The following is a 24491-nucleotide window of genomic DNA, read 5'->3' as shown; positions in this document are numbered from 1 at the left end:
GTGGCGGGCGGCCGCGTGACAGGAATGCCCCGCCTCGACAAAGCGCGCCACTCGGCGGCGCAGATCCAGCGAGTAGGACTTGGTCATCGCTCATCTCCTCCCAGAAAGAGGGCTGAGACAAGTGAATCACGAAGCCGCCGCGCCGCATAGCCCCAAGGACTCCGTCAGAACTGCCGTTGCTCTAGATGACTGACGAAACGCCTTCTGAGAAGAATCTCCTCGAGAAGTTCGGCGTAAGCTCCCTCGTTGAGGCCACCGGTAGTAATCACAGCGATCTTCAGGTGCTCCTTATTCAGCAACTTCTCGAAACCTTGTGGCTACCAACAAATTCTAAAGACGAAGAAACGGACCAGCGAATGGACGCCGCAATCGCCGCTCTGATCGCGATCCGACCGCAGGACGCACTTGAGGGAAGTCTCGCGGTCCAAATGGTTGCCGTTCATAACGCTGCATTGGGCTGTCTCACACAGTTCGTAGGTGCTCAGCACTCACCCCAGCGCTTTGAATACATCAAACAGGCTGAGCGACTGATGTCGCTGTACCTCCGCCAACTGGAGGCTCTCGACAAGCATCGCGGAATCGGAGTGGCCAGAGTCAATGTCGAGAACGTGAATGTCCAGGCTGGCGGCCAAGCAGTTGTAGGCCATGTGCAAACCGAGCGGATGCTAGCTCGTCCTGAAGTTGAGGGCAGCCCGCCTGGGAAGGCACTTGAGCACAAACCTGTTGAGACCTTGGATCCAATGCCAGCGGCTCCCGTTCGTGCCGCCGCGAGGACAGGGCGCCATGGGTCGCCATAAACGACATACCAGCCCAATGCTCAACAGCCGCCGCTGCGGGGCCACAACTCGATCAGGGACTGCGTGCCTTGCGCCGGCGGTTCGGGGCAAGACGCGGTGCCGGATGCACGGGGGCGCGAAAGGATCAGGAGCGCCGATTGGCAATCAGAACGCGCTTAAGGACGGATTGCATACACAAGAGGCGATTGAAGATCGCAAGGCGTTACGGGCTTGATCCGACGCTCGCGCAAACTGCTTGATGACTTCAAGTGATTTTGCTGTCTACGAGCCTTGGTGTGTCCACGCTTCCTTCGGTCTTTCATCGCAGCGATCGGTTGGATCGGTGTTCCAACGCTCTCGCGTCGGTTCACCGCATCCGGGTTTGGGCTATGCAGACGTCGGTCTGCTATCAAGCCTCCAACATCTTTGGTTCATATGGTTTGATGCATCGAATTGCAGGAGGCGCCAGATGCCTAAGAGGCCTCGACGCGCAAATATGTGGGCCTACAGAGGTCTCTCTAACTTTTAGCCCAATTCTCAATCACAAGCCCATGAACCCTCTTGAACTCGCGTTCGTTATTGGTGACGAGGGTTAGCCCCAGGCTCTTTGCGTGAGCGGCAATCCAGAGATCGTTGTTGCCAATGAGTTCGCCTCGGGCAGCCAGATCGGACCGGATCCTGCCATAGATCGTGGCCACATCAATGGCCAAGGGGACAACCGGGATCAAAGCGGTCAACTCGTCCAAGATCATCATGGCTTTGACTGGGTCAGGGCTCTTCTGCACTCTATAAATCAGCTCGCCGCAGGTAATGACCGAAATCGTCGTCGATCCTGGTGGCAACACCTTGAATCGGTCCAGCACTGCTTGTGGGCGCTCCCGACGGATGTAGATGCAGATATTGGTGTCGAGGAGATACTGGAGTTGGGCCATCAGAGCCCCTCGCGCTCCTGCGGCGGGAAATCATCACGCCCGACATCCGGGAGATCACACAGCAATTCGAACGCGCGGGCCAGATTTCTGGGTTTTTCCCGCAGCACGATTTCATCGCCACGGCGGAAGATCTCGACCTCATCACTCGTGAGACGAAACTGCTTGGGCAATCGGACGGCCTGACTGTTGCCGGACCGGAAAACCTTGGCGATGGCCATCTGCTCTTCCGTATATACAAAAAGGTATATACGAAGCCTGCGATTTGCTTCAAGGCCCCTATTATCAGTGACAGGCTATCTGGGCTTGGCTTATGTGCTCAGTTTAGGCCGCTCGTTTGAGGAAATCTGGTCCACCATGGGCTCCGTTGGGGCATGAGACACGTGTGCAGACCATCCCCGTCGAGACTTGAAACCGAACTGGATCGGTCCAATTCAAGCCTCGGATGCCGCCCTGCCTGCGGCCGTGTTAGCCCTTCAGAACCGGAGATCTCCCATGCAGCAGCGTCAGCTTGGCCCCTTGCAGGTGTCCGCCCTTGGCCTCGGCTGTATGGGCATGTCCGAATTTTACGGCAGTGGCGACGAGGCCGAGTCCATCGCCACGATCCATCGCGCCATCGAGCTGGGCGTCACCTTCCTCGACACCGCCGACATGTACGGCGTCGGCCGCAATGAGGAACTGGTCGGCCGCGCCATCGCGGACCGGCGCGACAAGGTCGTGCTCGCCACCAAGTTCGGCAATGTGCGGGGTCCCAATGGCGAGCGCCTCGGCATCAGCGGCAAGCCCGATTATGTGCGCCAAGCCTGCGAGGCGAGCCTGAAGCGGCTGAAAGTCGATGTGATTGATCTCTACTACCAGCATCGCGTCGATCCCGAGACGCCCATCGAGGACACGGTCGGCGCCATGGCCGACCTCGTGCGCGAGGGCAAGGTCCGTTACCTCGGCCTGTCAGAGGCCGGTCCCCAGACCATCCGGCGTGCTCATGCGGTTCACCCCATCACCGCGCTTCAGACCGAATACTCGCTCTGGAGTCGTGATCCGGAGGACGCGATCCTGCCGACCGTGCGCGAACTCGGCATCGGCTTCGTGCCCTATTCGCCGCTGGGCCGTGGCTTCCTCACCGGGCAGATCAGGAGCGTGGACGATCTCGCGGCTGATGATTTCCGCCGCAACTCACCGCGCTTCCAGGGTGAGAATTTCCAGAAGAACCTCGACCTTGTGCGCGAGATCGAAGCCATGGCCCGCGAGAAGGGCTGCGCCCCCTCGCAGCTGGCGCTCGCCTGGGTGTTGGCGCAGGGCGATGACATCGTGCCGATCCCAGGCACCAAGCGTCGCCGCTATCTCGAGGAGAATGCGGGCGTGCTGAACGTGACGCTCACCACGGACGACCTGGCGCGCATTGATCGCATCATCCCGCCGGGCGCTGCCGCGGGCACGCGCTACCCGGAACCGGGTATGAAGATGGTCGGGCTCTAAGCCCTGCCTTTGTCCCCTACACCTGGGAATAGTGGGGATCCGTCAACGCTCCCTAAGCACTGCCCTTGGGCGGCAAGTCCGCCAGCCCAATGTCCTCCAATGGCTCCAGAAGGGACCGAAGGAACTCGATCGTCTCGGCAGCTTCGATGAGGAGAGCCTGTACCTCGTCGAGGGGGAGATCTCTCTCGCATTCGGAGGCGGCCTTAAGTCGGTCCACGATATCACGTCCGGACATAACCCTCCCCTATCAGGTTCACTTGGTATTGGCGCGGAACGATAAGGAGTTCCGCGAGCCGAAGCCAGCCGACTACAATCGATGAACCTTCTCTTCACCCCTTCCTGCCATACCCTCGGCAACCCATATCGGCGACACACAAGACGCAAATAGGATCGGGCGCGTGGTGATGAACCGTTTGACAATAGCTCTGGCCCTGGTTGGTTGGGCTCTTTATGGCTTCTCCTTCCTAGGCCCTCGATCTTCGGAGGCGGGCGCACAGGCTGAGATTACCCGCTTGTCCCAAGCTGCTGAAACGGCCAGTGCAGACCGTGATGCTCTTGCCGTGGAACTGGAGCGGTTCAAAGAGAGGCACCAAGACCTCCAGAACATCCAGAAGCAGATTGCGGCCGCTACGCAGGAACTGAAGCATCTGGAATATCTTCGGGCTCGGGTCAGCGGGGAAATCGACACGTTGCGTCCTCAACCCTCCGGAGGCTCCGCGCAAGCAGCTGCTCCAGAAGAGACAGTGTCGCCACAAGTGGGCCCCGCCCCTCCTGCGGAAGTCAGCCTCCCCCCTTCGAAGGAGGAAGTCCGTAGGGCACAGCAGACGCTCACAATCCTGGGTTATGGGCCCCTGAAAGCAGACGGCGTATCCGGCCCGGGCACCCGCCGGTCTATTGAGGCTTTCCAGCAAGGGCAAGGGCTGCCGGTAACCGGGCAGCTCGACGCTGACACCGTTCGTGCCCTTCGCACGCCTCGAACGGCGGCACAGCCCTGACTACGCGAGATTGACGGGTAATCCTGTGCTCCTCTCGTTCGATGTATGCGGCGATTGGTGACTTGGCCCCAGGCAGCGATAAAGCGATTGCGGCCCGCAGAATCATCGACACTTGGAGGCCGCCGGAATGCCCAGGAACGGACAGATTACACTTGTCATCGACACATCTGCCTGCTGCAAGGTTTACTAAGGCAAGACAAAGGAATACCGGGGGCCTGCTCCTTCTTGGTATACATCCCAACATTTCCCGGAGAAGGTTGGCAGGTTCGTAAGGTGAAAGCTCTCACCGAGGCACGCAAGGTTGCAGAGGCCTTTGTGCAGCATGCTCAGGCTAGAGCATCGGACGTTGAAACGGACGCATATCCAGTGGCCGTGAGAAAGTGCCAGCATTCCTGAGGCTCGAACAAGTCGCAGGTATCACTGATGACCAGGGTACATTAACGGTTCCGGCTTCGGCTTAGCGCAGGTGCGCCTTGAGCTTAGAGAGGGTTTGCTCACGCGGTTCAAGTGGGGCAGACACGCCAGCAGAATCTGAACTGTTGTGGGACATGGATCAAACTCACTGATCAGCCTTGGACCATTGTGTCTGTCGATCTGCGATATAGGACCAGGCGTTCGGCCCGCAGTACTCGGTTTTCAGATCCGAGTATCCGACTTGGTCTAACCAGATTGTAACTCGTTGCTGCGGTTGTCGCGAACTGGGTGGCGCAAGCGAACGCCGGGCCCACCGCCATTTCCGAAGATGAACTGAATGCCAGCCGCTTCGAACGCACTTTGGATAGCATCCGCATTGGCAGGCGTCAGTGTTATGGGCCCGTCCTGAGCCTCCGCGCGGCGTATCGTTGCAACCCCCAACTTTGTACGGGCAGCGAGATCGTCAGCACTCCAGCGCAGAAAAGCCCGCGCAGCACGTATCTGAGACCCTGTGATATAAAAGCTATCACTTGATCCCATATTGACGAATCCGAGTTCGTATGATATAAAAACTATCACATGATAGCAAAGAGATAGAATTCATGCCCCACCAATCGTGCAACGGCTTACTCTCTACTCGACCTGCTCTTCATTACGCCAGAGCGTCTATCAAGCAAACTGCGTTCCTGTCGCTTTCTCGTCATCCTGGCTGAAATCTGTAGCGCCCACCAAGCAATGAATTTTCCCGCTCCAATCTATGAAGAGCTACAATGAAAAGAACAACATACTCCACTTCTTCCAGGGTGCTGGTCACATCGCCGGCTCCCTCACGGAGTGCATCCCAATCAACAGTCGCCTCCTTGGGTGTGCGGGCCCACCTAGTCCTGCCCAATACCGACCGAGAGCATCAAGTGAAAAGCTTGGTAGCTTCCTGCGAAAGTCTGCGTCTCGAGTGGGAGAGCTTATTTCAGCGCATTGTTGATTTCCTCGAAGATGACGCTGAATTCTCGCGAGACGCTAGCCGTTCCTCACTGGACAATCCGGAGTGAAGTGGTCATGGCATTCGTCGATGTTGAACAAATGGGAACGACTGCTCGCCGGAAGCTCACGCCACACCGGCGTCTTCAAGTGTGGGAGAGAACGGGCGGTCGATGCGTCTTATGCCATCGAATGATCGATGGCGTGCGCGAACGCTGGATTGCCGAACACATCCGAGCCCTAGAACTTGGAGGCGCAGATGATCTGAGCAATATGGCTCCAGCCCACGAAGCATGCGCTTTGGTCAAAACCAAGGATGATCACCATCGCGCTGGAAAGGCGAAGCTGCAGAAAATCCGATATATTGGGGCAGAAGCCTCAGAAAGGACGCTGCCGTGTGGAAAGGATAGCCCTTGGAAACGCAAGATCTCGGGTGTGATCGTTGCACGATAAAGCATCCTGCTAGACATAGCCGACGACACCAAATGGACTAGCAAGCTCATCCGTCCACCTGTTGGAAATCGAATCTATAGAGCGGGATCGGCAACAACCTGTTCTCCATGGAACTGGCAAGCGTCCGCGCAAATGCAGTTGTCGTGCGACCCCGATCGCAAGTGTACGATCACGCCAGCAGTCCCTATTGGACAGCAGGTGACCAGGCAACGATCCTTTGAAAGACCAAGATTGATATCCGTAGTCTTTCCTCTGCCGCAAGCGTCAAATCCGACCTGAATACGATCGGGCGCTCAGGGGCGAAGCCTTCGACTGACCGCCTTGCTCTACACTGCCAAGGCTAATGCAACGGTGGGGTGCCTTAGCCGTTCGTCCTTGATATTGGATGGAACGGTAAGGCTATCAACATTGTTGATGACAGCGCGGTCCTTGGGGTGGCCCGCCATTGCCGCTCACGGGTTTTAGAGGCAATGGCCACCTGAAATCCTCGGCCTTCTGGACGGGCACGGAGGCGCATGACGCAACCGACCGAGTCGTCTACGACCGCAACAACGACGTTCTCTATTACGATCTCGACGGCACCGGCGTGACCGAGCAGGTCGTGGTGGCGAAGCTGTCCACGAGACTGAAAATGACCAACCTGGACATCTTAGTCATCTAGGCCGAGTCCGCAGACATCCCGCAAAATAGAGCCCACCCAGTGGGCAGCCATGCACGTAGTGTTAACCTTGGCCGTTGAATCTCAGACCCACCGGGCGCGTTGCGTATCTGCCCGGTGCAGTGTGTTTAGCCTCCCAGCGCCTTAACCAGGAAAAGGCCCTCACTGGCATGGGCTTACCTACAGTAGCCATTCGCACTCCAATGTTGACGTCTTAACTTGGAAGTGTGTTTGGATTAGCTCTCACAGGAGCGCAGGGATGCTCCACAGTGTGAGAGTACGCCTCAACAAGGGTCCAGAGCATTATCGCGCCAAAACAATCCGCATGTTATATCTTGTAAGTGTGACTTCTTGATCATACGCCGCAATTGAATGCCTTCGAGGGGTTCAAGAAACCTTGACGCACTAGAGAATTGTCAGCGAGGAAGCAAAAAAGATCCGAGAGCAGGCTTCTAGACGTCCTTGGTCCCGGCATCGTTCAACCTACGCGACATCCTGGTTACTGATGCTCTTCAATTCATTTGCGTTCTTGCTCGTCTTTTTTCCCGCTTCTTTGACATTGCATTGGCTGGTTGAGCGCTTTCAGCCGCAATGGCGGCTGCCTCTATTGCTCATTTTGTCGCTTCTCTTCTATGGCTACTGGGATTGGCGCTTCGCGCCCGTTCTCGCAGCTTCGATCCTGGTGAATTGGCTTGTTGCCCAGACCTTCCTGCACACGCGCCAAGGGGTCCTGATCACACTGGCGCTGATCGCGAATCTCACCGTTCTCGGCATTTTCAAGTATTTCAACTTCTTTGCTGGCTTTGCGGAGGCCATCTTAGGTGTCACGGCACCAAAGTGGGACATCGGGCTCCCTTTGGGCATTTCGTTCTTCACGTTCCACCACGTGATGTATCTCATCGACCTCAAGGCCGGGCGGGCGCCCCGCTTCAGCCTTGTCCGCTATGCTCTCTACATTGCGTTCTTTCCACAGGTGCTCGCTGGCCCCCTCGTTCGCTGGAGCGAGATCATGCACCAGTTCGACGAACGGCCGTACCAGCGTCCTGACGCAGCAGAGCGCTTCGGGCGCGGACTTATCCTGCTCACCTTCGGCCTTGTAAAAAAGGTCTTCGTCAGCGACCCCTTGGCAGAATACGTGAACCCAATATTTGCCCAAGCAGGGGCTGGAGCCGCAATCCCCACTCTTGACGCATGGCAGGCCACACTCGGGTTCACATTTCAAATCTATTTCGACTTCTCAGGTTATACGGACATGGCTCTTGGCATGGCCCTGATGCTCGGAATCGTTCTGCCGCAAAATTTCAACAAACCGTATTCAGCGACGTCCCTTCAGGACTTCTGGCGCCGCTGGCACATGACCTTGTCCCGCTTCCTGCGCGACTACCTCTACATTCCCCTGGGAGGCAGCCGCAAAGGTCTTGGCGTTCAGATCGGTGCCCTCTTCGCCACCATGACGCTGGGTGGCCTCTGGCATGGCGCCGGCATCACCTTCATCGCTTGGGGCGTTGCGCATGGTCTTGGGCTTACCGCAGGCGTTCTCTGGCGCCGGGCCGGGCTGCGCATGCCGGCCGCGGCGGGCTGGGTGCTGACGATTCTGTTCGTCATGTTCTCGTGGGTGCTGTTTCGGGCTCCGAGCTTCGATGCGGCCCTTCGGATCTATGAAGGCCTGATCGGGCTCACGTCGATCGGCGAGACATTCAAGTGGCGAGCCATCGCCCTTGCTGCTGCCATCGCCTGCCTAGGGCCAACGGCGTGGACGGCTATGCAGTTTGTCCCACCCCGGCGCTGGATTGCTGTCGGGCTTGCGGTTGTTCTGATGGCAGTTCTGCTCCAGATCGGCGACGCCGCGAACTACGAGTTCATCTATTTTCAGTTTTGACGGACGGCGCATCCCATGACTGCAGAAGTTCAACATCAGGCGTGGAAGCGCTTCGCACTATGGGCGGCGTCTTCCACTGCTGCTCTCTTCCTCGTGCTTCTCGGAGGAGTTTACCTGATCGACCCCTATGACACAGGACGCTCGCCATTCTCGACCGAGCCTGACTTGCGTGGCCAGAAGGAAGTCAATGCGACAGCGAGCGTGGGGCGAAATCCGACGTATGAAGCGGCCGTGATCGGCAATTCGACGATCGCCCTTATCATGCCGTCGCGCCTGACAGCGCTGACAGGAATTCCGTTCGCCCAACTTTCCGTGCCCGGAGTGCAGATTCCCGAGCAGCTCACAATCATCGACTGGTTCATGAAGCACCATGTCGGCACGGCCAAAGCGCTGGTGATTGCAGTCAATCGGGATACTTGGTGTGCGCATGATCCGACGCAGACCGGCACCAGTCCCTTCCCGTTCTGGCGCTTCAGCGATTCCCCCTTCGAGTATCTGGCGGGCCTGATCAGCATGAGCAGCGTGGAACAGGCGGGCCGGCGTCTTGGACTCGTCCGCAGTTCGAAGACCGAACCTGCCGTTGATGGTTATTGGGATTACGAACCGATCTACGCGAGGCTTCTGGCAGATCATTCCCGCAGACGCGAACTTCTGTCCCAGCGGCTAAACGAACAGCAAGGCTTTGCTGATCCATCATTCCCGGCAGTCAGTACCCTGAAGCAGAAGCTCACGGCCCTTCCGGCTGACCTGTCGGTCGTTTTCGTGTTCCCGCCCGTATTCACGGCAAAGCAGCCTCGCCCTGGCACACCGAGACACAGGTCTGAACAGGCCTGCAGGCAGCGTTTCATCGATTTTGCGGCAGAGCGGCCGAATACTGCGACCATCGATTGGTGGAATGATCGCCCGGAATTGAAGAGCCCTGACGTCTTCATTGATCAGATTCATTATCGGCATCCGATCGCGCGGATCATGGAGGATGATATTGCAGCTGCCTTGCACAGCATCCGAGGCATCGCCCCCATGACATCATCCCGCAAGGTGGGCGATACGGGTGCTCCGGCCATCCGGTAACTCACTGAGTCATAAGAAGGAGCAGTCTCAGCTTCATCAGGCGATGGTCTCAGGCAATCTGAGGTGGCCCGCATGGGTGCCAAGTTAAGCATGGATTGTCCATGCCAAGGCATTTGCTTGCCGCGGACTTCCGTACTCTTTGCCCACGACCTTCGATCATCACGATACCGGATCATGTGATGAAGCAATGCTTCCCGTTGAGACACCGGCTGAACCGCCAGTGCTTGGCCAGAGGAAGGAAGGATCGAAGAGGATCGAGGACGGGTCTAACCCTTGACGCTGATCGCCGCCGCAGGAGCTGCTGGACAGGTTAGGACAAACTCGGAATGCACGCGGGTGATCTCAGTACCGCTTGCAAGGGTGCACGCCTTCAGATCCGGGGTTGTCGCAAGATACTCGAGCGCCGCGTCCTCGTATCTTACACCCGTCGTGGCCGTCCTCGGCGGGTCTGACCTGACTTTTTCGCAAAGAGACCGGCGAACCTCAGCGACCTCATACGCACGCACCAGGATCTTTGGCTCTCCAGGCTTGCGATAGACCTGATATCCGCCGCCACAGCTGGTTTGCACGTTGGTGTAGCCCACGGCAATGTAGGGGGACAGCGTTCCGATTGACGATGCTGACGCACACGCGGCTAGAGATCCAGAGAGCGCAACGATCGAGAGCAGAGACGAAGGACGGCGGAGCATCATGGCCTCAGAGTCCGAGAAGTTGGACCCGTCTTAACAGCAATGGCCAAGCTTGTCTCGCAGAGTAGAGTGCTTGGCCATGTCCCAGCTCATAGTGGAGCTGCCAGCCTCTTCGCGGCCGTAACCGGCCGAAGGGCCACTATAGAGCCCGGCACTCACGCCATGGTGCACTGCGGGAAGACAACCGGCGGACCAGCTTGATTGTCTATCCCTGCAAGATCCCGAGCTGAAAGCCGCCAATCTTCTTTAACGACGCCGCTGCCCTGCGTGGCCTGTGGCCTTAAGATTTGCTGTTCCGCAGGGTTCGAGGATCCGGCTCCGCGCAAAATTCCACTCAGAGCCACTGATCAATCGGGCAGCTGCTATCGTCCGTAGACGTCTTCGACGCGGATGATGTCGTCCTCGCCCGTGTAGCTGCCGACCTGTACCTCGATCAGCTCAAGCGGAATGCGGCCGGGGTTGGTGAGGCGATGGACGGCACCGATCGGGATGTACACCGACTCGTTCTCGTGCAACATCACCACATCCTGGTTGACCACCACCTCGGCGGTGCCTCGCACCACCACCCAGTGCTCGGCGCGATGGTGATGCTTCTGCAGCGACAGACGCCCGCCGGGTTGAACCATGATGCGCTTGACCTGGAACCGGGAGCCCCGATCAATCCGCTGATACCAACCCCAGGGACGGTACATGCGGATGTGCTCCGATGCCTCAGGGCGCTGCTTGGCACGCATCGAGACGACGAGGTCCTTCACCATCTCAGAGCGGCTGCGGGAGGTCACAAGCACCGCATCGGTCTTGGCAACCACGACAATGTCGTCGATCCCCACCACGGTCGTGAGAATATCATCGCTGTGGACCAGGCTGTTGCGCGCCTCAACCACCTCCACGTTCCCGCGCAGGACATTCCCTGCCTCGTCCTGAGGCGAGGCATCCCATAGCGCTCCCCATGAGCCGATATCCGACCAGGAGAACGAAACCGGCAGGACCCCTGCCCGCTCAGTGCGTTCCATAACGGCAAAGTCGATTGAGGTCTTGGGCGCCTGCTTGAACGTCTCCTCGTTGAGACGAACGAAGTCGAGATCGGTGACCGCGCCATCGAGCGCCTGCCGCGCAGCGGCCAGGATTTCCGGCTGGAAGCGTTCCAACTCCTCGATCATGACATCCGCCCGGAACATGAAGTTGCCGCTGTTCCAGAGGAAGCCCTGCTCGATATAGCCCTGAGCCGTTTCTGCATTCGGCTTTTCGACGAAGCGGTCGACTCGCGATGCATCTGTGCCCTTGATGGTCTTGCCTGGCTGAATGTAGCCATAGCTCGTTGCCGGGTACTGCGGCACGACGCCAAGGGTCATGATGTACCCCTGATGGGCCGGCTCGAAGGCTGCCCGGCAGGAGGCGGCGAAGGCGGCCGGGTCATCGATGACATGGTCGGCTGCGATGACCAGAACGACTGTCTCTGGGTGGATTCGAGCCGCATGGCAGGCCGCGACCGCGATGGCGGCAGCAGAATCCCGCTGAACAGGTTCGAGAATGATGTCGGCCTTGGAACCAATTTGCGCCAGCTGCTCGGCGACGATGAACCGGACATCGTTGCTCGAGATGACCGTCGGTCGGAGAAAGACCTCTGGCGCGGTCACGCGTTGGACAGCTGTCTGGAATGTGGAATGCTCACCCAGCAAAGTGATGAACTGCTTGGGCATGCTGTCCCGTGATGCGGGCCATAGCCGCGTTCCCGAGCCGCCGCACATGATCACGGGTAAAATATGATTGCCGCCCTCGCCCATTTCCGGCCCTTCTTGATAGATAATTGGCCTCGTAAACACCGGTTAAGCCCACGTCAACCGAGGAGTATCAGTGTTCTAAGCCCTGTGCCAAGGCCGGAGGCAACCCCGATGCGACGCTCCACCGCACCAGATGCTTTCACATTATCCATATGGGATTAGCATGGAACAAGCTCGGGCTAACCGTGAAGGATTTACCTCTGTAAGAGGTCGTCCTCAGTGAACGGTGTTTTCTTCCGCAGCAAAGACCTATAGCTGTTGGCTATGCTATGGGTCGGAAATTATAAGTTCCCATGCCACTTGGAGCTTTGGGCAGAGGCAAGACGGATATAGTTCTCACCATGCCCAAGGCGCTCAGGAGAGTAGAGGTTTCTGATGCGAGCTTCGACCAGAACTTGAAGTATAATTTAGAAGCCTCTAGCAAGTTCAAATGAACGACAAGCCAATAAAACTGATGCCCGCCAACCAGAAACGTGTGGTTCTACACTATTGGGGCCGTCGCGGAGGCGGATCTCTTCTTACGCTCCTTCTCGCGCAGTATTTAACAGACAGCCAGACTCCGACAGAAGTCATCTTGTCCCTTACGAAACAGAACAACGATGTCAAGGCATTCGAGGCGAGCGGATTGCCTCTTCTGACAATTGACCGTCCGTGTCTCACCAGCCTTTGGCGGACAGCCTGGTTTCTCCCCACCCAATTGGCACAGCATGCCAATGCTTTGGCCGCCCTCAAGCCAGATGCTGTCATCATGACAATGAACTCGCCTTTTGCATGGCCTTTCATCCGGGCTCTGCGGAACCGAGATCTCAAGGTTATATACGTAGCCCACGACGCGGAGCCTCACCCGGGCGACTATGCCGCTACTTGGCAGCGTGTGACTCAGGACCTGCTGATCAAGAGCGCCGACCGGGTCATAACCTTATCGAGCAATGTCTCGCGACGTTTGGCAGAGAGGATTCCGCCATCAAGCAGCAAGATCTCGATGATCCCTCTCGAAGCAGTCTACCCCACGAAGAGGCCCCTCCTGCCTGAGCGGCAATCAGCCGATGAACCGGTCCGCCTTCTCTTTTATGGCCGCCTCCTCCCGTACAAGGGTTTGGACCTTCTGGCCCAGGCCCTGCACCCCTTGAAAGATGATCGTCGATGGCAATTGACCCTTGCAGGCTCCGGCCCTCTTGAGTCGGAGGTAAGCAGAGCCTTCGCCGACTGGCCGCAGGTGGATCTGGAGCTTGGATGGATCTCGGATCAACGCACGGAAGAGCTCTTCTCAAGCCATGATCTGCTGCTTTGCCCTTACAGAGAGGCCAGTCAATCAGGGGTCATTGCCGAGGCCCTGTCTTGGGCCATGCCGAGTCTTGTCATGCCAGCGGGGGCCCTGCCTGAGCAGATCGGCCATGGCGCGGCCGGGCTCATCGCACAAACCGGAGATGCCGAGGGCTTCCGTCGCGCCTTGGTGTCAGTCCTCGAACAGCCAGAGTCGCTGGCCGCTCTCTCATATGGAGCTGCCACGCTCCTTGCCGAGCGCCGGGATAAAAGGGACTGGATCCACCTGATCGAAGCCATGGCCTGCTCCTGAAAAGGTATCGCTCCCATAGGTCCAGCTTCTGGTTTCGTTCAAAACCTATGAACCCAGCAGCTATCCAACCCGTTCAGCGATTGCTCAGCAGAAATTTATTACTGTTCCGATGCGGCATGGAAGCTTCGTCAGGATACGAAATCTGGAGAGGAAAATGGGTCGTTGGACTCTTATTTTAGCAGTGATCAGTACAAGCTTGGTTGCGGCTAGCACGGAGGCCGAGGCGCAGGTCTATGGCAGTTTCGTGGATAGTTGCACTCGGATCGAACAGCGCGGCCCCTTCCTAAGGGCCTTGTGTCAGGATCAGTATGGTCGTCTCGTGCCGACACGGCTAGACTTGCGAAATTGCGCGAGTGGTCAGGCCGCGAACCGGAACGGTCGGCTGGTTTGCGAGGGAGGCGATTATGGGCGTTACCGCCGCGATGATTATGGCGACGAGTACTACCGCCCCTCCCCTCGCCCCTCGTACCGACCACCCGATCGGTACTACTCACCCTACTAATGGCTTGGCCGGTACGTTCCCGGAGAGAAGCGCGCTCTAAATGAGATACTTCACGTAGGCAGAGTATCTATAAGCAATCCGCTGGGGCTGAACTAAGTAGATAGAAAGTGCAACGCTGATCCCGACTGGGACACCGGTGGCAATCAACGCTGGGTTGCCCGAACCATTCGCACAGGCTGGCCAGGTCCAATAGGAACCAGCCAGGAGATTACGGCTGTAACTCACCGTACCACTCGATCGCGCAGCTTGCCGGCTTGGGCGTGATCCAAACCGTGTGCCTGCAAAAACGTAGCCCTCATGGCCCCAGTGCGATCAAGCATCCTCTCGCCGGTACCTCGATTCGCCGCAGTCGTCGCCGAGTTCGGTTTCCGATCTCACCCTCCGCGAGACATTGCGTTCTATGATCGAAAGAACACAAACCTTAGCAGTCGAACTTGTCGCATTTTACCTGGCATGTTCCACGTTGATCTTTGATCATTTGTAAGCTCCAAGCACCACATTAAGCCCAAAGACATCTCGTCTAGTGGGGGTGTTCGGATCCAGCCTTGGCCTAGCTGACCTCAGACCATCCCGCTGATTGACAACCTTTTGCAACTCAAGTTATGAGCGCCGTTCAATAGGATTGTTGCAATGTATCACGATGCCCATGTAAGCTTTCCGCGACGGATATTGCACAAGAGCATTGCCGGCTATTATCGGGCACGTCCTGCTGTGTTGCGGTTGGCGCGTCAAAGTCAACATGCTGCACGTCGCACATTCTATCAGGGTATCGACCGTATCAACGATGTTTTGCGGAGGAGTACTCTCGCGCGCGTCTCCGATCCGGAAGGCACCATTCGGCTCGCCTGGGCACGATCACCCGAGCTTCAGTATACCAATATTGGCGATGCTCTGAGTGCTGTCATGGTTACAGCCCTGAGCGGGCGCGTGTGCCGCAAGGAAAGATTCTTTTCCTTCAAGGAAAGAATCTTCGGCGTTGGCACAATCGCCCATAACATCCGAGGAGGCACCGCTCACGTGTGGGGAACGGGTCTCGACGTCCGGTTTAACTCTTTCGACAAAAGCTTGGGGCACTTTGCCGTTCCTCCCTATACGAAAATTCGTGTCCATGCGACGAGAGGCCCGTTCACGCGACAAGCATTCATCGATGCCGGCATCCCCGCGCCTGAGGCGTACGGTGATCCTGTTTGGGTCCTTCCCTCGATTTTTCCAGCTGCGGCGGAGAAGAAATGGGATCTGGGGGTTATCGTTCACGTCACGGAACTGACCGAATTCTCGCCCAAGGCACAAACCCATACTCGCTTCAACCGGTACCATGTTCCGGAAGAACTGAGGGATCGTGTCAAGATCATCAACACGGTGGTCGAACCGACTCTAGAGGCGATGATGGCGCGAATGGAGGAAATCACCTCCTGCCGGCGCATTCTCAGCGTGAGCCTCCATGGCCTTGTCTTTGCAGAGAGCTACGGCATTCCCTGCATGTACTTCAACCTCGAGGGATCGAACGATTGTCGAACCATTCGCCTTGATAATCAGGCGCTCGATCACCGCGTTCGTGATCTCTATGCAGGGCTGGGGCGGACAGAACTAACGGTTTTTGGGTGCGACCGCGCCCAGCGAACGGATTGGGCTGTCGCAATGGCAGCGATCGATGAATCTTGGCAGCCTGCCGAATTCAACCCGACCCCGATGCTCGATGCGTTCCCCCTGCCGCTGGCTTTTGACCCCCGGCATGGTAAGCCCTTCAAAGACTTTGACTTGCTCCGAAAAATCAAGCTTTGACGTGGGCGGGACGTCAGATTTCCTAAACAGACGTGGGCAACCAAAGGGGTTACGTGCGTCAGTAACGATTACCCCAGTGGTCGCACCGCCCCGATCCTGTACGTCCAGATTTTCAGGATTTTCGACCCAAGTCATTGACTTTTCTTGAGATTAGCAGCTCAAATAGGACTCGCAAACATGTCTCGTCAAAGCGTACTTATCGACGGTTCGCAATTCCTCAGCAAAGCCGCGACTGGCATCGGGTCTTACGGCCGCACCCTGGTGCGTGCATTGCGGAAGACTGGCACGAAGGTAACAGTTCTCTATGGCCAGGGCGTACAATTGCCGCGCAATACGCCTCCCCTTGCTCTTGCCGTTCAAGTCTTTGGCAGTGAGCGCCTCCCAGAACGGCGGCTCGTGCGCTTTGCGCGCAATATTCCTTTCCTCACCGGTGCCATGCTCGGGGTCACGCGGCGCGTCCAGCCACTGGAGGTTTCAACTGATGGCGTCAACCTCGACGCATTTGAGCCTCCACTGCCCGCAGCTGACACCGTACTCAATGCCTCCAGGCTCTATGAGCGCGCCGCCTTGCAATTTCTTGTCAAGGACCGCCTCATGCAGATTGATCCACCGGGGGACATTGGCTTCGCCCATTGGACCGGGCCGGTCACGGTAAAAGCCAAGGGCGTTCCTAACATCTATACATTGCACGACGTCATTCCATTGCAATTTCCCTATTTTGTGATTGACCGAGGCGCCCTTGCGTTGCGGCAGCACACGGCAATCGCGCGGGCGGCCGATCACATCATTACGGTTTCGGAAGCCTCCAAGCGTCACATTATGGATATCCTGAAGATCGAGGATGATCGCATAACCGTAACGTATCAGCCGACACCGAACCTACCGACTCTTGAGCAGGTTGAGGCAGAACGCCTGGTGGAGACCGTTTACGGCGCCCAACCCGGCCAGTATGCGCTTTTTCTTGGCGCTATCGAGCCCAAAAAGAACCTCAAGCGTCTGATAGAAGCTTTCCTGATCGCCAATCCAGGCATTCCCCTCCTCATTGCTGGGCCAAAGGGTTGGCTGAACAAGGAGGACTTAGCGCTCATCGAGACAGTCTCTGCACGGCAATCGATGGTTCGCCAATTGGGCTATCTGCCCCGGCGCCACGTGACCGCCTTGCTGAAATGCGCGCGCTTCTTCGCATTTCCTTCCATCTACGAGGGCTTTGGCCTGCCTGTGCTCGAAGCGATGCAACTCGGGGTTCCAGTCCTGACCTCGAACACAAGTTCGCTTCCAGAAGTCGCGGGTGACGCAGCGGTGCTGGTTGATCCGCTCGACCTTGATCAGATGACGAAGGGTATCAGGGCTCTCGCCAACGACTCGGATTTACGAGCAGAGCTTTCAGTCCGCGGACCTAAGCAGGCTACCAAATTTTCTGAGGATGCTTATCAGCAGCGCTTGGAAGCGGCCTACAGAAAGGTAGGCATATCACTGTCGTCGACAACTTGATGATACTTGCCGCAATTGCAGCCTATAGCGCCATCCGCAAGCTCCTCTCTCATCCTAGCCCTTTAGAACCCTTCGCTCAGGTAAGTCAGCCTTTCTCCGCGCGATGAGCTAGAGCCTAGACGCAGAAGAGCCCACATCAGCGCCCTCTCTCGCTTTCCCGGTCAGAGCGTAGCCGAAAATCCCGCATAGCCATGCAGCACTTCGGCGTTGTACTGGTCACGAGCATGAGGGCAAAATATAGGATCAACGCCGTTTTCAAGTGAACTAATCTTTGAATAGTGCGCAGAACTTTATGTAGTCTAGTGCTTTAGGGAACATGATCTTCTCTAAACCTTGACACACCATTCTGCAGATTGGTGGCTGTGTCAGCATGCTGCGACCATTTTATGGTTGACTTGCGGGCTGCAGGAGATCATCTGCGAACCTGTTTTCTTCTAACTCAGCTGCGAGCCCCATGAGCGTCAATCTGGCCCTCACGACCGATAACACTGTTGCCCGTTTGGCCCCACGCCCGAGTCAGACGCAGCTTGCCCTGGATGACCTTACTACGGGAATCAAGAGCTGGTGGCTCTGGAGCACCATGGCCTGGCAGGATATCCGGCTGCGCTACAAGGGCTCGATGCTCGGCCCATTCTGGCTCACCATCAGCATGGGCATCATGGTAACTGCGCTTGGCGTTCTCTATTCGGCCATTTGGAAGCACGACATCACAGACTTCCTGCCGTACCTCGCCATTGGCCTGCTCTTCTGGAATCTGATTTCATCACTCATCAGCGATGGCACACAGGCCTTCATCAAAGCCGAGGGCATTCTTCTTCAGGTGAAGATGCCGGTCACCATCCATGCCATGCGCAGTGTGGTGCGCAATCTCATCGTCTTCCTGCACAATTGCGTGGTTGGCGCTGCAGTTCTGCTCTTCTTCTCGGTTCCCCAATCACTCTACAGCCTCGTGAGCTTGATCGGTCTGGTTCTCATACTCCTGAACGGGTTCTGGTTCACGATGCTGGTGGGGATGATGTGCACCCGCTTCCGGGATATCGGACCGATCGTGGCGAGCCTTACTCAAATTGTCTTCTTCCTGACCCCTATCATCTGGATGCCGAATTCGCTCGGCAACAAGTTGTGGGTGATGTATCTGAACCCGGCCTATGCCTTTCTCGAGATTGCGCGCGGCCCGTTGCTGGGACACTCCATCCCATTGCCTGTGTGGGCCATGGCTTTCGGCGTCACCATCCTCGGTTTTCTCGTCACGTTCGTTTTCTTTGCCCGGTTCCGGGCCCGCCTTCCCTTCTGGGTCTGACCGCCATGGCCGACATCACCCTTGCAAACATCAGCCTGCGCTTTCCGCTCTACCGCGATAACAGCCGCTCCCTGAAGCGCAGCCTGCTGTCGGCCGGAAAGGCGATCTCACGGTCGCGGACGATCTCGAAGGACGGCTCTCACACCGTGGTCAACGCCCTCAACAATGTCTCGTGCCGGATCGAGCATGGTGAGCGCGTCGGCCTGATCGGCACCAACGGCGCGGGCAAGAGCACACTCCTGCGCGTGCTTGCGGGCATATACGAGCCGACCTCGGGCGACATCCAGGTTGACGGCCGCGTCAGCGCGCTCCTCAACATCGGTCTTGGCGCCGATCCGGACGCGACAGGCTATGACAACATCCTCCTGCGTGGCCTCTACATGGGGTTCACCCCCGCGGAGATCAGAAAGCTCGCACCCTCAATCGCCGAGTTCACGGAGTTAGGCGACTTCCTCGACCTGCCTGTGCGGACCTACTCGTCCGGCATGAGCATGCGTTTGTCGTTCGCCATTGCAACGGCTCTACAGCCAGAGATCCTGTTGATGGACGAATGGATCATGGCGAGCGATCGTCGCTTCCTCAACAAGGCTCGGGACCGCGTTGACAGCTTTGTGTCGCGCTCGCAGATCCTCGTCCTTGCATCCCACTCGCCTCAAATCCTGGCTCAGTGGTGCACACGGCTCATCTGGATGGACAGCGGCTCCATCGTCATGCACGGCGAAACCGATTCCGTTCTAAAGCAGTACGAAACGGGTGAGCCGCCGCTCGCTCAGGCGAGCTGATCGCCGTTCCTGTCCAGAGGCAATCGGTTCTAGCCTCAGAATATCCGTTCAAATTCTCGCGGGGTATGGATGCGGAGATCGATCCTGAAATTCGCCCACTTCCATATCTGGCGGCGGCTGCCGCGCAGCATGCGACGTGCCGCACTGCTCCATGGATCGGCATGGCTCGCCCCACGCATAACAACAGACGTAAAACCTGAGACTCCTATCATTGTCGTGGGTCCATTACGGGCGGCGTCCGGGCTTGGCGTAGGCGCGCGGACCTGCCACGACGCTGTCAGGAAGGCGGGATTGCCTGTCTATGGTATCGACCTGACGCGCGCCCTCCTCCACGAGGAAGACTACCCTGACTTCACTTTCGATGACGGACGCCATCTCCTAGGGGCTGGAACGGTCTTTCTTCATGTGGGAGGACCGCTCGTGCCGCTGGCGCTCCTGCGCCTTGGCCGCGACCTGGTGAGCAACAAGCGCATCGTTGCTCATTGGGTGTGGGAACTACCTCAGGTGCCCCATGACTGGCGCCTGGGAGTTCCCTTCGTGCATGAGATCTGGACCCCAAGCCGGTTTGCGGCGGACGCACTCGGCACGATCGCCGGTGATCGGCCTATCCACGTGCTCCCGCATCCGATCAATCCGCCCGCCCAATGGCCGAAGCAGCTAGCACTGAGTGATCAGCGCCCGTTTACCGCCCTGGTGATCCTCAATATTGCATCAAGCTTTGAGCGCAAAAATCCCTGCGCTGCCATCAGGGCGTTTCGGCAGGCCTTTGGCGATGATCGAAATGTGCGTCTTATCGTGAAATACGCAAATGCGTTTTCCTACCCAAGGGCTGCCCAGCTCATGGAAGACGCGGCGGGGGGAGCCCCCAACGTGACTTTCATTCGCGATACGATAGACTCCGCTGGGATCGACGCCCTGTATGCCGATGCCGATGTCATCATATCCCTTCATCGCGCAGAAGGGTTTGGACTCGTCGTTGCCGAGGGCATGTTGCGCGGCATTCCCGTAATTGCAACGAACTGGTCCGGCAACACAGACTTCCTAACGCCCGAAACGGGCGTGCCAGTGAAGTACACGCTCGTTCCGGCTCACGATCCTCAGGACACCTACGAGCATCCAGCCATGCACTGGGCTGAGGCGAATATTGATCAGGCCGCTGAAGCCCTCAAGACACTGCGAGCTAATCCGGATCTGCGCAGGACACTTGGTTTAGCGGCCAGAACCCACGCAACCGCGCTTTTCTCACCACGAGCCTATGGTGCAAGGATCAAGGAACTGCTGGCTTTGGCATGAACGATCTCGGTGCTGTGAAGGGTACCGTTCGAGCGGCCTACGTCAAACCTGTACCCGTTTACTGAATTGCTGTCTCGGATTTGCGACAGTGTACCTGACGTGGTTCGCCCGCAGAACGGCGATGGTGAGGGAGATTGGGATGGCTGCACTCGGGATCCGCTAGAGCAGTTTTAAGTTAGACAGGCTCATATCCGCTGTTCTTGAGATAGTTCCGGCACTCCTCGGGCGAGAACTCATCGAGTTGCTTTCCGATTGTTGGTGGCTGTGCCAGTCTCGTCGAGGAAGACGAAGCGGCTCGCATCCATGAAGCGCTGCCACACGCGAAAGCGGCGGCGCTCCTGGGCTACGTCCGGTGGATCCTGCTCGGCCGCCCGGAGCGTCTTTTTTGTGCATCAGATCGATGCGCTTGAGCATCAGGTGAATGGTCGAGAGCGCCTGTACCTCGATCCCACGGGCCCGCAGCTCACCCTGGATATCGGCCAGCGTGATGCCGGACTTGGCGTCCACGAGGGAGCGCAGCAGATCCTGAGATAACGGTGAGGTCATGGCGAGCCTCTGTGCTCATGCCCCTGACCACCGTCGAGTCAGATCTCCCGATTCCATTCGACCCCAAACTGCTCTAGCCCTGCTAGAGACAGTAAGAAGGTTGCTTGACGTGAAGGGGGCTGGCCAATAGCTTAGCCCCTTTCGGGAGGCATATCTTGCAGGGCGCCCGCAGGTTGATATTTGATATTGGGATGCACAACGGCGATGATACGGAATTTTATCTCGCCAAGGGCTTCAACGTCGTTGCCGTTGAAGCCAATCCCGAACTTGTGGAAGCCGGGAAGCAGAGGTTTGCCGAGCCGATTGCCGCAGGCCAATTGACCATTGTGCAGAAGGCAATTGCCGATCGGCAGGGCACCGTAACACTCTACGTTAATCCTGGTCACACGGATTGGAGTTCTATCTATAAGGACATCGCGACCCGTGACGGAGTTGAGGTGCAGGAGGTTCAGGCTCAAGCCGTAACCATCACCGACCTGTTCCGCGAATATGGCGTTCCGTACTACGCGAAAATTGACATTGAGAAAGCTGACCGCGATGCTTTGATGCAGATGAGCCGAACAACGGAGCGCCCGCGTTTCGTATCGGTCGAAGCACACGATATCTCTTATCTGACCTATCTCAGAGACATGGGATACAACCGCTTCAAGGTCGTCAATCAGGCTAATTACTGGTGGTTTAAGTGCCCAGCCGAGGCCCTTGAAGGGGAGGCGCTACCAGAGTGGAAATTTACGATCCATTCCAGCGGCCCCTTCGGTGAAGAGACGCCCGGTCGTTGGCTGGATTTCGAGAGCGCCGCCTACCTCTATCTTCAGGCTAGGCAGATCAGCGTGGAAAACGATTTCATGCTCAATCAGTGGATGGATTTCCACGCAGCAGCTTAATCCAGCCGCCTCTAGGCGGCTTTTCCTTCCCTTTAGGCTTAACTCTGCTATGTCGTAATATATATAGGGCGCCCTCTCTCCCGAGGGCGTGGATTGAAACAAACTGCTACGTCGTAAAATATAAGCGCCAAAGTTAAATTTGATTAGGAATTCTTTTAACTCTTTAGGATTGTGTCAAGCAAAGAAGCATTGAGACATCTGTTTAGCAATTTCTTGCTCACCGCCATTCTGAGCAACAACGATGGGTCTACTGCTGCTCTCAATGAGCCAATCTTTAACAAACGTGGCGGAAAGCATCCTGATATCTTTTACGGATACATAGCGCCCGTGCCGTGCTAGCCAGTGCAAGAGGTATGGCTCCTCAGGCCAGTCACCCCGAGAGACCATGATTGCAGGTGTCGCCGTGCAACCAAGTTCGGACACGATGCCATACCCTGGCTTAGTAACGACTGCATCCACCGAAGCAAGTACATCTGCATAGGGAATAGGTAGATCATCCACCGGGATCACTCCATGCTCTGACCAAGCCTGCGGCCCAATAACTATGAGCCCATCCCGATTGTATACGAACGGCGGTGGCGCTGGCGGTAGCATTCCGCCAAAAGAACACAGGACTATTGTTGAGGCATTCTTTAAACCCAATACCTCGACAAGCAGGGCTCGCTTGTTCTTACCAACATTTGCAATCGGCCGAGTGATGGAATGGGTCATGAACTTGTCCATAGGCATGCCTGGCACAAGTCGGATGAATAAGCTTGCCTTGCTGTAGGCAGTGTCCATACCTTCAATGATAGGAATCGCGCCTGGCAGGTGCCCGCAATACGTCGAGAAAATATCACTCCAATTCAGTGACGAGCACGCAATCGATGGTACAGAGGCACGTTCGGCAGCCGCGATTGCAATATATCCAATATTTGTGAAGACCGCGTCACAACGCTCTTCAGCAATAACACTTGCTAAGTCATCGATACTGCGATTAAGTCTTGCGTGTATCGCTTCATATCGATGTAGAGTGGCTGCCCTATCAACATTGAACGGGCCTTCCATTACAAGCCCGAATTCAGCGTCGCTGTAATGATGCTTTATGATGCCAGGAAATCTTTGCCCAATCAATGCGGAAGGTAAGCCGGAGCGAACTACGAGTTCAATGCCTGGATAATATTCATGCAGTGTAGTCATGATGGGAGCACTTTGAGACAAATGTCCCCAACCATGAGCTGTAATGTCAACGAGCAGGCGCATTGCCGTGGCCTGTAGATTGATTTGGCCGAATCTTTATAAATCCCCAAATGATAATGCCTGGCAGACTGGCGACTGCATAGGCAAGCCCAAGCAATAAGGAGGCGAGGAGCGCCGAACCGGCTTCCACACCCACCAAGCTGAGTAGACTAACTGCCGCTACCTCTCGGACCCCCCAACCACCTATAGAAATTGGAATTACCTGAATAAATGTAAGTAATGCGGTGATCGCCAGCAACGCCTCGGCATCGGCTTGAATACCAATGCTGCGTGCAATCATGGTGAAAGCAACGAAAGACAACAAATGAATGATGATTGAAATACCTAGTGCGAGTACCGATTGTCCTGGATAGGACAATGTCCGCATTACGTAATGAGTCAGGGTGAGAAGTCGTTGAACAAGAGGAGATCGTAGTGATCCTGTCCACGAGCGATGAACACAGACATAAACCGCCGTAACGATGATTGCACATATGGCGCAGAGCGTGCCAAGCGCCAAGATCAATCGACGATCGATCGCCTCGGGTAGGAAAGGCGTAAGCGCGATGACCATGAGCACGAGAGCAACTAGCGCCATAATCCTGTCCATCAGAACGCTGGCAGTCGCAGCGCCCAGGCGGTTTCCGAGGTGGCGCGCATAGTAAATCCGCACGGCGTCGCCGCCCACACCTGCGGGCAGAAACTGGTTCGCGAAAACAGCAAACCAGGTTACGCCTGTGAGAGAGAGGAACTTGGAGTTGCTTTCGTACTGACGAAGGAGCAGGCACCAACGAGCGCCGATGAGTATCGGTTGAAGAAACAATAGGCCAATCGCAATGACCAAAGCAGTGGGATCAATGGCCTTCAGAGACGGCAAGTCATGACGGAAACGCCACACGAGTGCAAAGACAAGTCCGCAAGATACTACCACTTTCGCTATTGAACCGAGACGTCGGTCTACATTGACGGCAGCGGCCAACCCAGCAAGCCTGGAATAGACCTTGGAAAGCATCATAAG

General features: G+C 56.8%; 22 protein-coding genes. 16 read left to right on the top strand and 6 right to left on the bottom strand.

Going from position 1 to position 24491, the window contains the following annotated elements:
* Window positions 1-185: 185 nt before the first annotated feature.
* On the top strand, window positions 186-797 hold the full coding sequence (locus tag KHP60_RS12490) for a hypothetical protein (RefSeq protein WP_213564525.1): 612 nt from the start codon (window positions 186-188) through the stop codon (window positions 795-797).
* A complete protein-coding gene (locus KHP60_RS25485; RefSeq protein ID WP_311925022.1) occupies window positions 784-1011 on the top strand; it encodes an HGGxSTG domain-containing protein in 228 nt (75 codons plus the stop codon). Before KHP60_RS12490 ends, KHP60_RS25485 begins: the two co-directional genes overlap by 14 nt.
* 283 nt (window positions 1012-1294) lie before the next feature.
* Here KHP60_RS25485 and KHP60_RS12485 read toward each other — a convergent pair whose 3' ends face one another.
* Both KHP60_RS12485 and KHP60_RS12480 read right to left on the bottom strand, forming a co-directional pair.
* A complete protein-coding gene (locus KHP60_RS12485) occupies window positions 1295-1708 on the bottom strand; it encodes a type II toxin-antitoxin system VapC family toxin (protein WP_213564524.1) in 414 nt (137 codons plus the stop codon).
* Window positions 1708-1926: an antitoxin gene (locus KHP60_RS12480; protein ID WP_213564523.1), complete on the bottom strand. Its 219-nt coding sequence runs from the start codon at window positions 1924-1926 to the stop codon at window positions 1708-1710. The genes KHP60_RS12485 and KHP60_RS12480 overlap by 1 nt, the downstream gene beginning before the upstream one ends.
* Before the next feature lie 274 nt (window positions 1927-2200).
* Between KHP60_RS12480 and KHP60_RS12475 the strand changes: the two genes are divergently transcribed.
* Window positions 2201-3181, top strand: a complete 981-nt coding sequence (locus KHP60_RS12475) for an aldo/keto reductase (RefSeq protein WP_213564522.1) — start codon at window positions 2201-2203, stop codon at window positions 3179-3181.
* 52 nt (window positions 3182-3233) lie between these two features.
* On the opposite strand, the gene KHP60_RS12470 is transcribed toward KHP60_RS12475, so the two are convergent.
* Complete coding sequence (locus tag KHP60_RS12470) at window positions 3234-3416, bottom strand: hypothetical protein (protein WP_213564521.1); 183 nt, start codon at window positions 3414-3416, stop codon at window positions 3234-3236.
* 169 nt (window positions 3417-3585) lie between these two features.
* Here KHP60_RS12470 and KHP60_RS25835 point away from each other — a divergent pair, with 169 nt between their 5' ends.
* The 5 genes from KHP60_RS25835 (at window position 3586) to KHP60_RS12445 (ending at window position 9629) form a co-directional block, all read left to right on the top strand.
* Window positions 3586-4176 (top strand): peptidoglycan-binding protein, encoded by a 591-nt coding sequence (locus KHP60_RS25835; RefSeq protein WP_409366279.1) that lies wholly within the window; start codon window positions 3586-3588, stop codon window positions 4174-4176.
* Between the two features lie 1470 nt (window positions 4177-5646).
* Window positions 5647-6021 (top strand): HNH endonuclease, encoded by a 375-nt coding sequence (locus KHP60_RS12460; protein WP_213564519.1) that lies wholly within the window; start codon window positions 5647-5649, stop codon window positions 6019-6021.
* A 445-nt stretch (window positions 6022-6466) separates the two neighbouring features.
* Window positions 6467-6682 carry a hypothetical protein gene (locus KHP60_RS12455; RefSeq protein ID WP_213564515.1) on the top strand — a complete coding sequence of 72 codons (216 nt, stop codon included), beginning with the start codon at window positions 6467-6469 and terminating at the stop codon, window positions 6680-6682.
* 502 nt (window positions 6683-7184) lie between these two features.
* Entirely contained in the window at window positions 7185-8558 is a 1374-nt protein-coding gene (locus KHP60_RS12450; protein WP_213564514.1) for an MBOAT family protein, read from the top strand.
* A 15-nt stretch (window positions 8559-8573) separates the two neighbouring features.
* The gene (locus tag KHP60_RS12445; RefSeq protein WP_213564512.1) at window positions 8574-9629 is read left to right on the top strand and encodes a hypothetical protein; all 1056 of its coding nucleotides are present in this window, start codon (window positions 8574-8576) and stop codon (window positions 9627-9629) included.
* A 1051-nt stretch (window positions 9630-10680) separates the two neighbouring features.
* On the opposite strand, the gene KHP60_RS12440 is transcribed toward KHP60_RS12445, so the two are convergent.
* Window positions 10681-12102, bottom strand: coding sequence for a mannose-1-phosphate guanylyltransferase/mannose-6-phosphate isomerase (locus tag KHP60_RS12440; protein WP_213564510.1), 1422 nt, complete (start codon window positions 12100-12102; stop codon window positions 10681-10683).
* Between the two features lie 427 nt (window positions 12103-12529).
* On the opposite strand from KHP60_RS12440, the gene KHP60_RS12435 reads away from it, so the two are divergent.
* The 8 genes from KHP60_RS12435 to KHP60_RS12400 all read left to right on the top strand — a co-directional run bounded on the left by KHP60_RS12435 (window position 12530) and on the right by KHP60_RS12400 (window position 22255).
* Window positions 12530-13675 carry a glycosyltransferase family 4 protein gene (locus KHP60_RS12435; RefSeq protein ID WP_213564508.1) on the top strand — a complete coding sequence of 382 codons (1146 nt, stop codon included), beginning with the start codon at window positions 12530-12532 and terminating at the stop codon, window positions 13673-13675.
* Window positions 13676-14807: 1132 nt separating this feature from the next.
* Complete coding sequence (locus tag KHP60_RS12430; RefSeq protein WP_213564506.1) at window positions 14808-15959, top strand: polysaccharide pyruvyl transferase family protein; 1152 nt, start codon at window positions 14808-14810, stop codon at window positions 15957-15959.
* Between the two features lie 177 nt (window positions 15960-16136).
* Window positions 16137-17450, top strand: coding sequence for a glycosyltransferase family 1 protein (locus KHP60_RS12425; protein ID WP_213564504.1), 1314 nt, complete (start codon window positions 16137-16139; stop codon window positions 17448-17450).
* Window positions 17451-17904: 454 nt separating this feature from the next.
* Window positions 17905-18750 carry an ABC transporter permease gene (locus KHP60_RS12420; RefSeq protein ID WP_213564503.1) on the top strand — a complete coding sequence of 282 codons (846 nt, stop codon included), beginning with the start codon at window positions 17905-17907 and terminating at the stop codon, window positions 18748-18750.
* A 5-nt stretch (window positions 18751-18755) separates the two neighbouring features.
* Complete coding sequence (locus tag KHP60_RS12415; RefSeq protein ID WP_213564501.1) at window positions 18756-19532, top strand: ABC transporter ATP-binding protein; 777 nt, start codon at window positions 18756-18758, stop codon at window positions 19530-19532.
* 291 nt (window positions 19533-19823) lie between these two features.
* Window positions 19824-20825, top strand: a complete 1002-nt coding sequence (locus tag KHP60_RS12410) for a glycosyltransferase family 4 protein (RefSeq protein ID WP_213564500.1) — start codon at window positions 19824-19826, stop codon at window positions 20823-20825.
* 387 nt (window positions 20826-21212) lie between these two features.
* Window positions 21213-21359 carry a hypothetical protein gene (locus KHP60_RS12405; RefSeq protein ID WP_213564498.1) on the top strand — a complete coding sequence of 49 codons (147 nt, stop codon included), beginning with the start codon at window positions 21213-21215 and terminating at the stop codon, window positions 21357-21359.
* A 167-nt stretch (window positions 21360-21526) separates the two neighbouring features.
* The gene (locus KHP60_RS12400) at window positions 21527-22255 is read left to right on the top strand and encodes an FkbM family methyltransferase (RefSeq protein WP_213564496.1); all 729 of its coding nucleotides are present in this window, start codon (window positions 21527-21529) and stop codon (window positions 22253-22255) included.
* A 174-nt stretch (window positions 22256-22429) separates the two neighbouring features.
* Here KHP60_RS12400 and KHP60_RS12395 read toward each other — a convergent pair whose 3' ends face one another.
* Both KHP60_RS12395 and KHP60_RS12390 read right to left on the bottom strand, forming a co-directional pair.
* Window positions 22430-23497 carry a hypothetical protein gene (locus KHP60_RS12395; protein ID WP_213564494.1) on the bottom strand — a complete coding sequence of 356 codons (1068 nt, stop codon included), beginning with the start codon at window positions 23495-23497 and terminating at the stop codon, window positions 22430-22432.
* Complete coding sequence (locus tag KHP60_RS12390) at window positions 23481-24485, bottom strand: lysylphosphatidylglycerol synthase transmembrane domain-containing protein (RefSeq protein WP_213564492.1); 1005 nt, start codon at window positions 24483-24485, stop codon at window positions 23481-23483. Before KHP60_RS12390 ends, KHP60_RS12395 begins: the two co-directional genes overlap by 17 nt.
* Window positions 24486-24491: the final 6 nt, after the last annotated feature.

Source organism: Microvirga sp. 3-52 (assembly GCF_018383585.1).
GTDB lineage: Bacteria > Pseudomonadota > Alphaproteobacteria > Rhizobiales > Beijerinckiaceae > Microvirga.
Note: the sequence above shows the minus strand (reverse complement) of the source record. Positions and strands in the feature narration are given on the sequence as shown.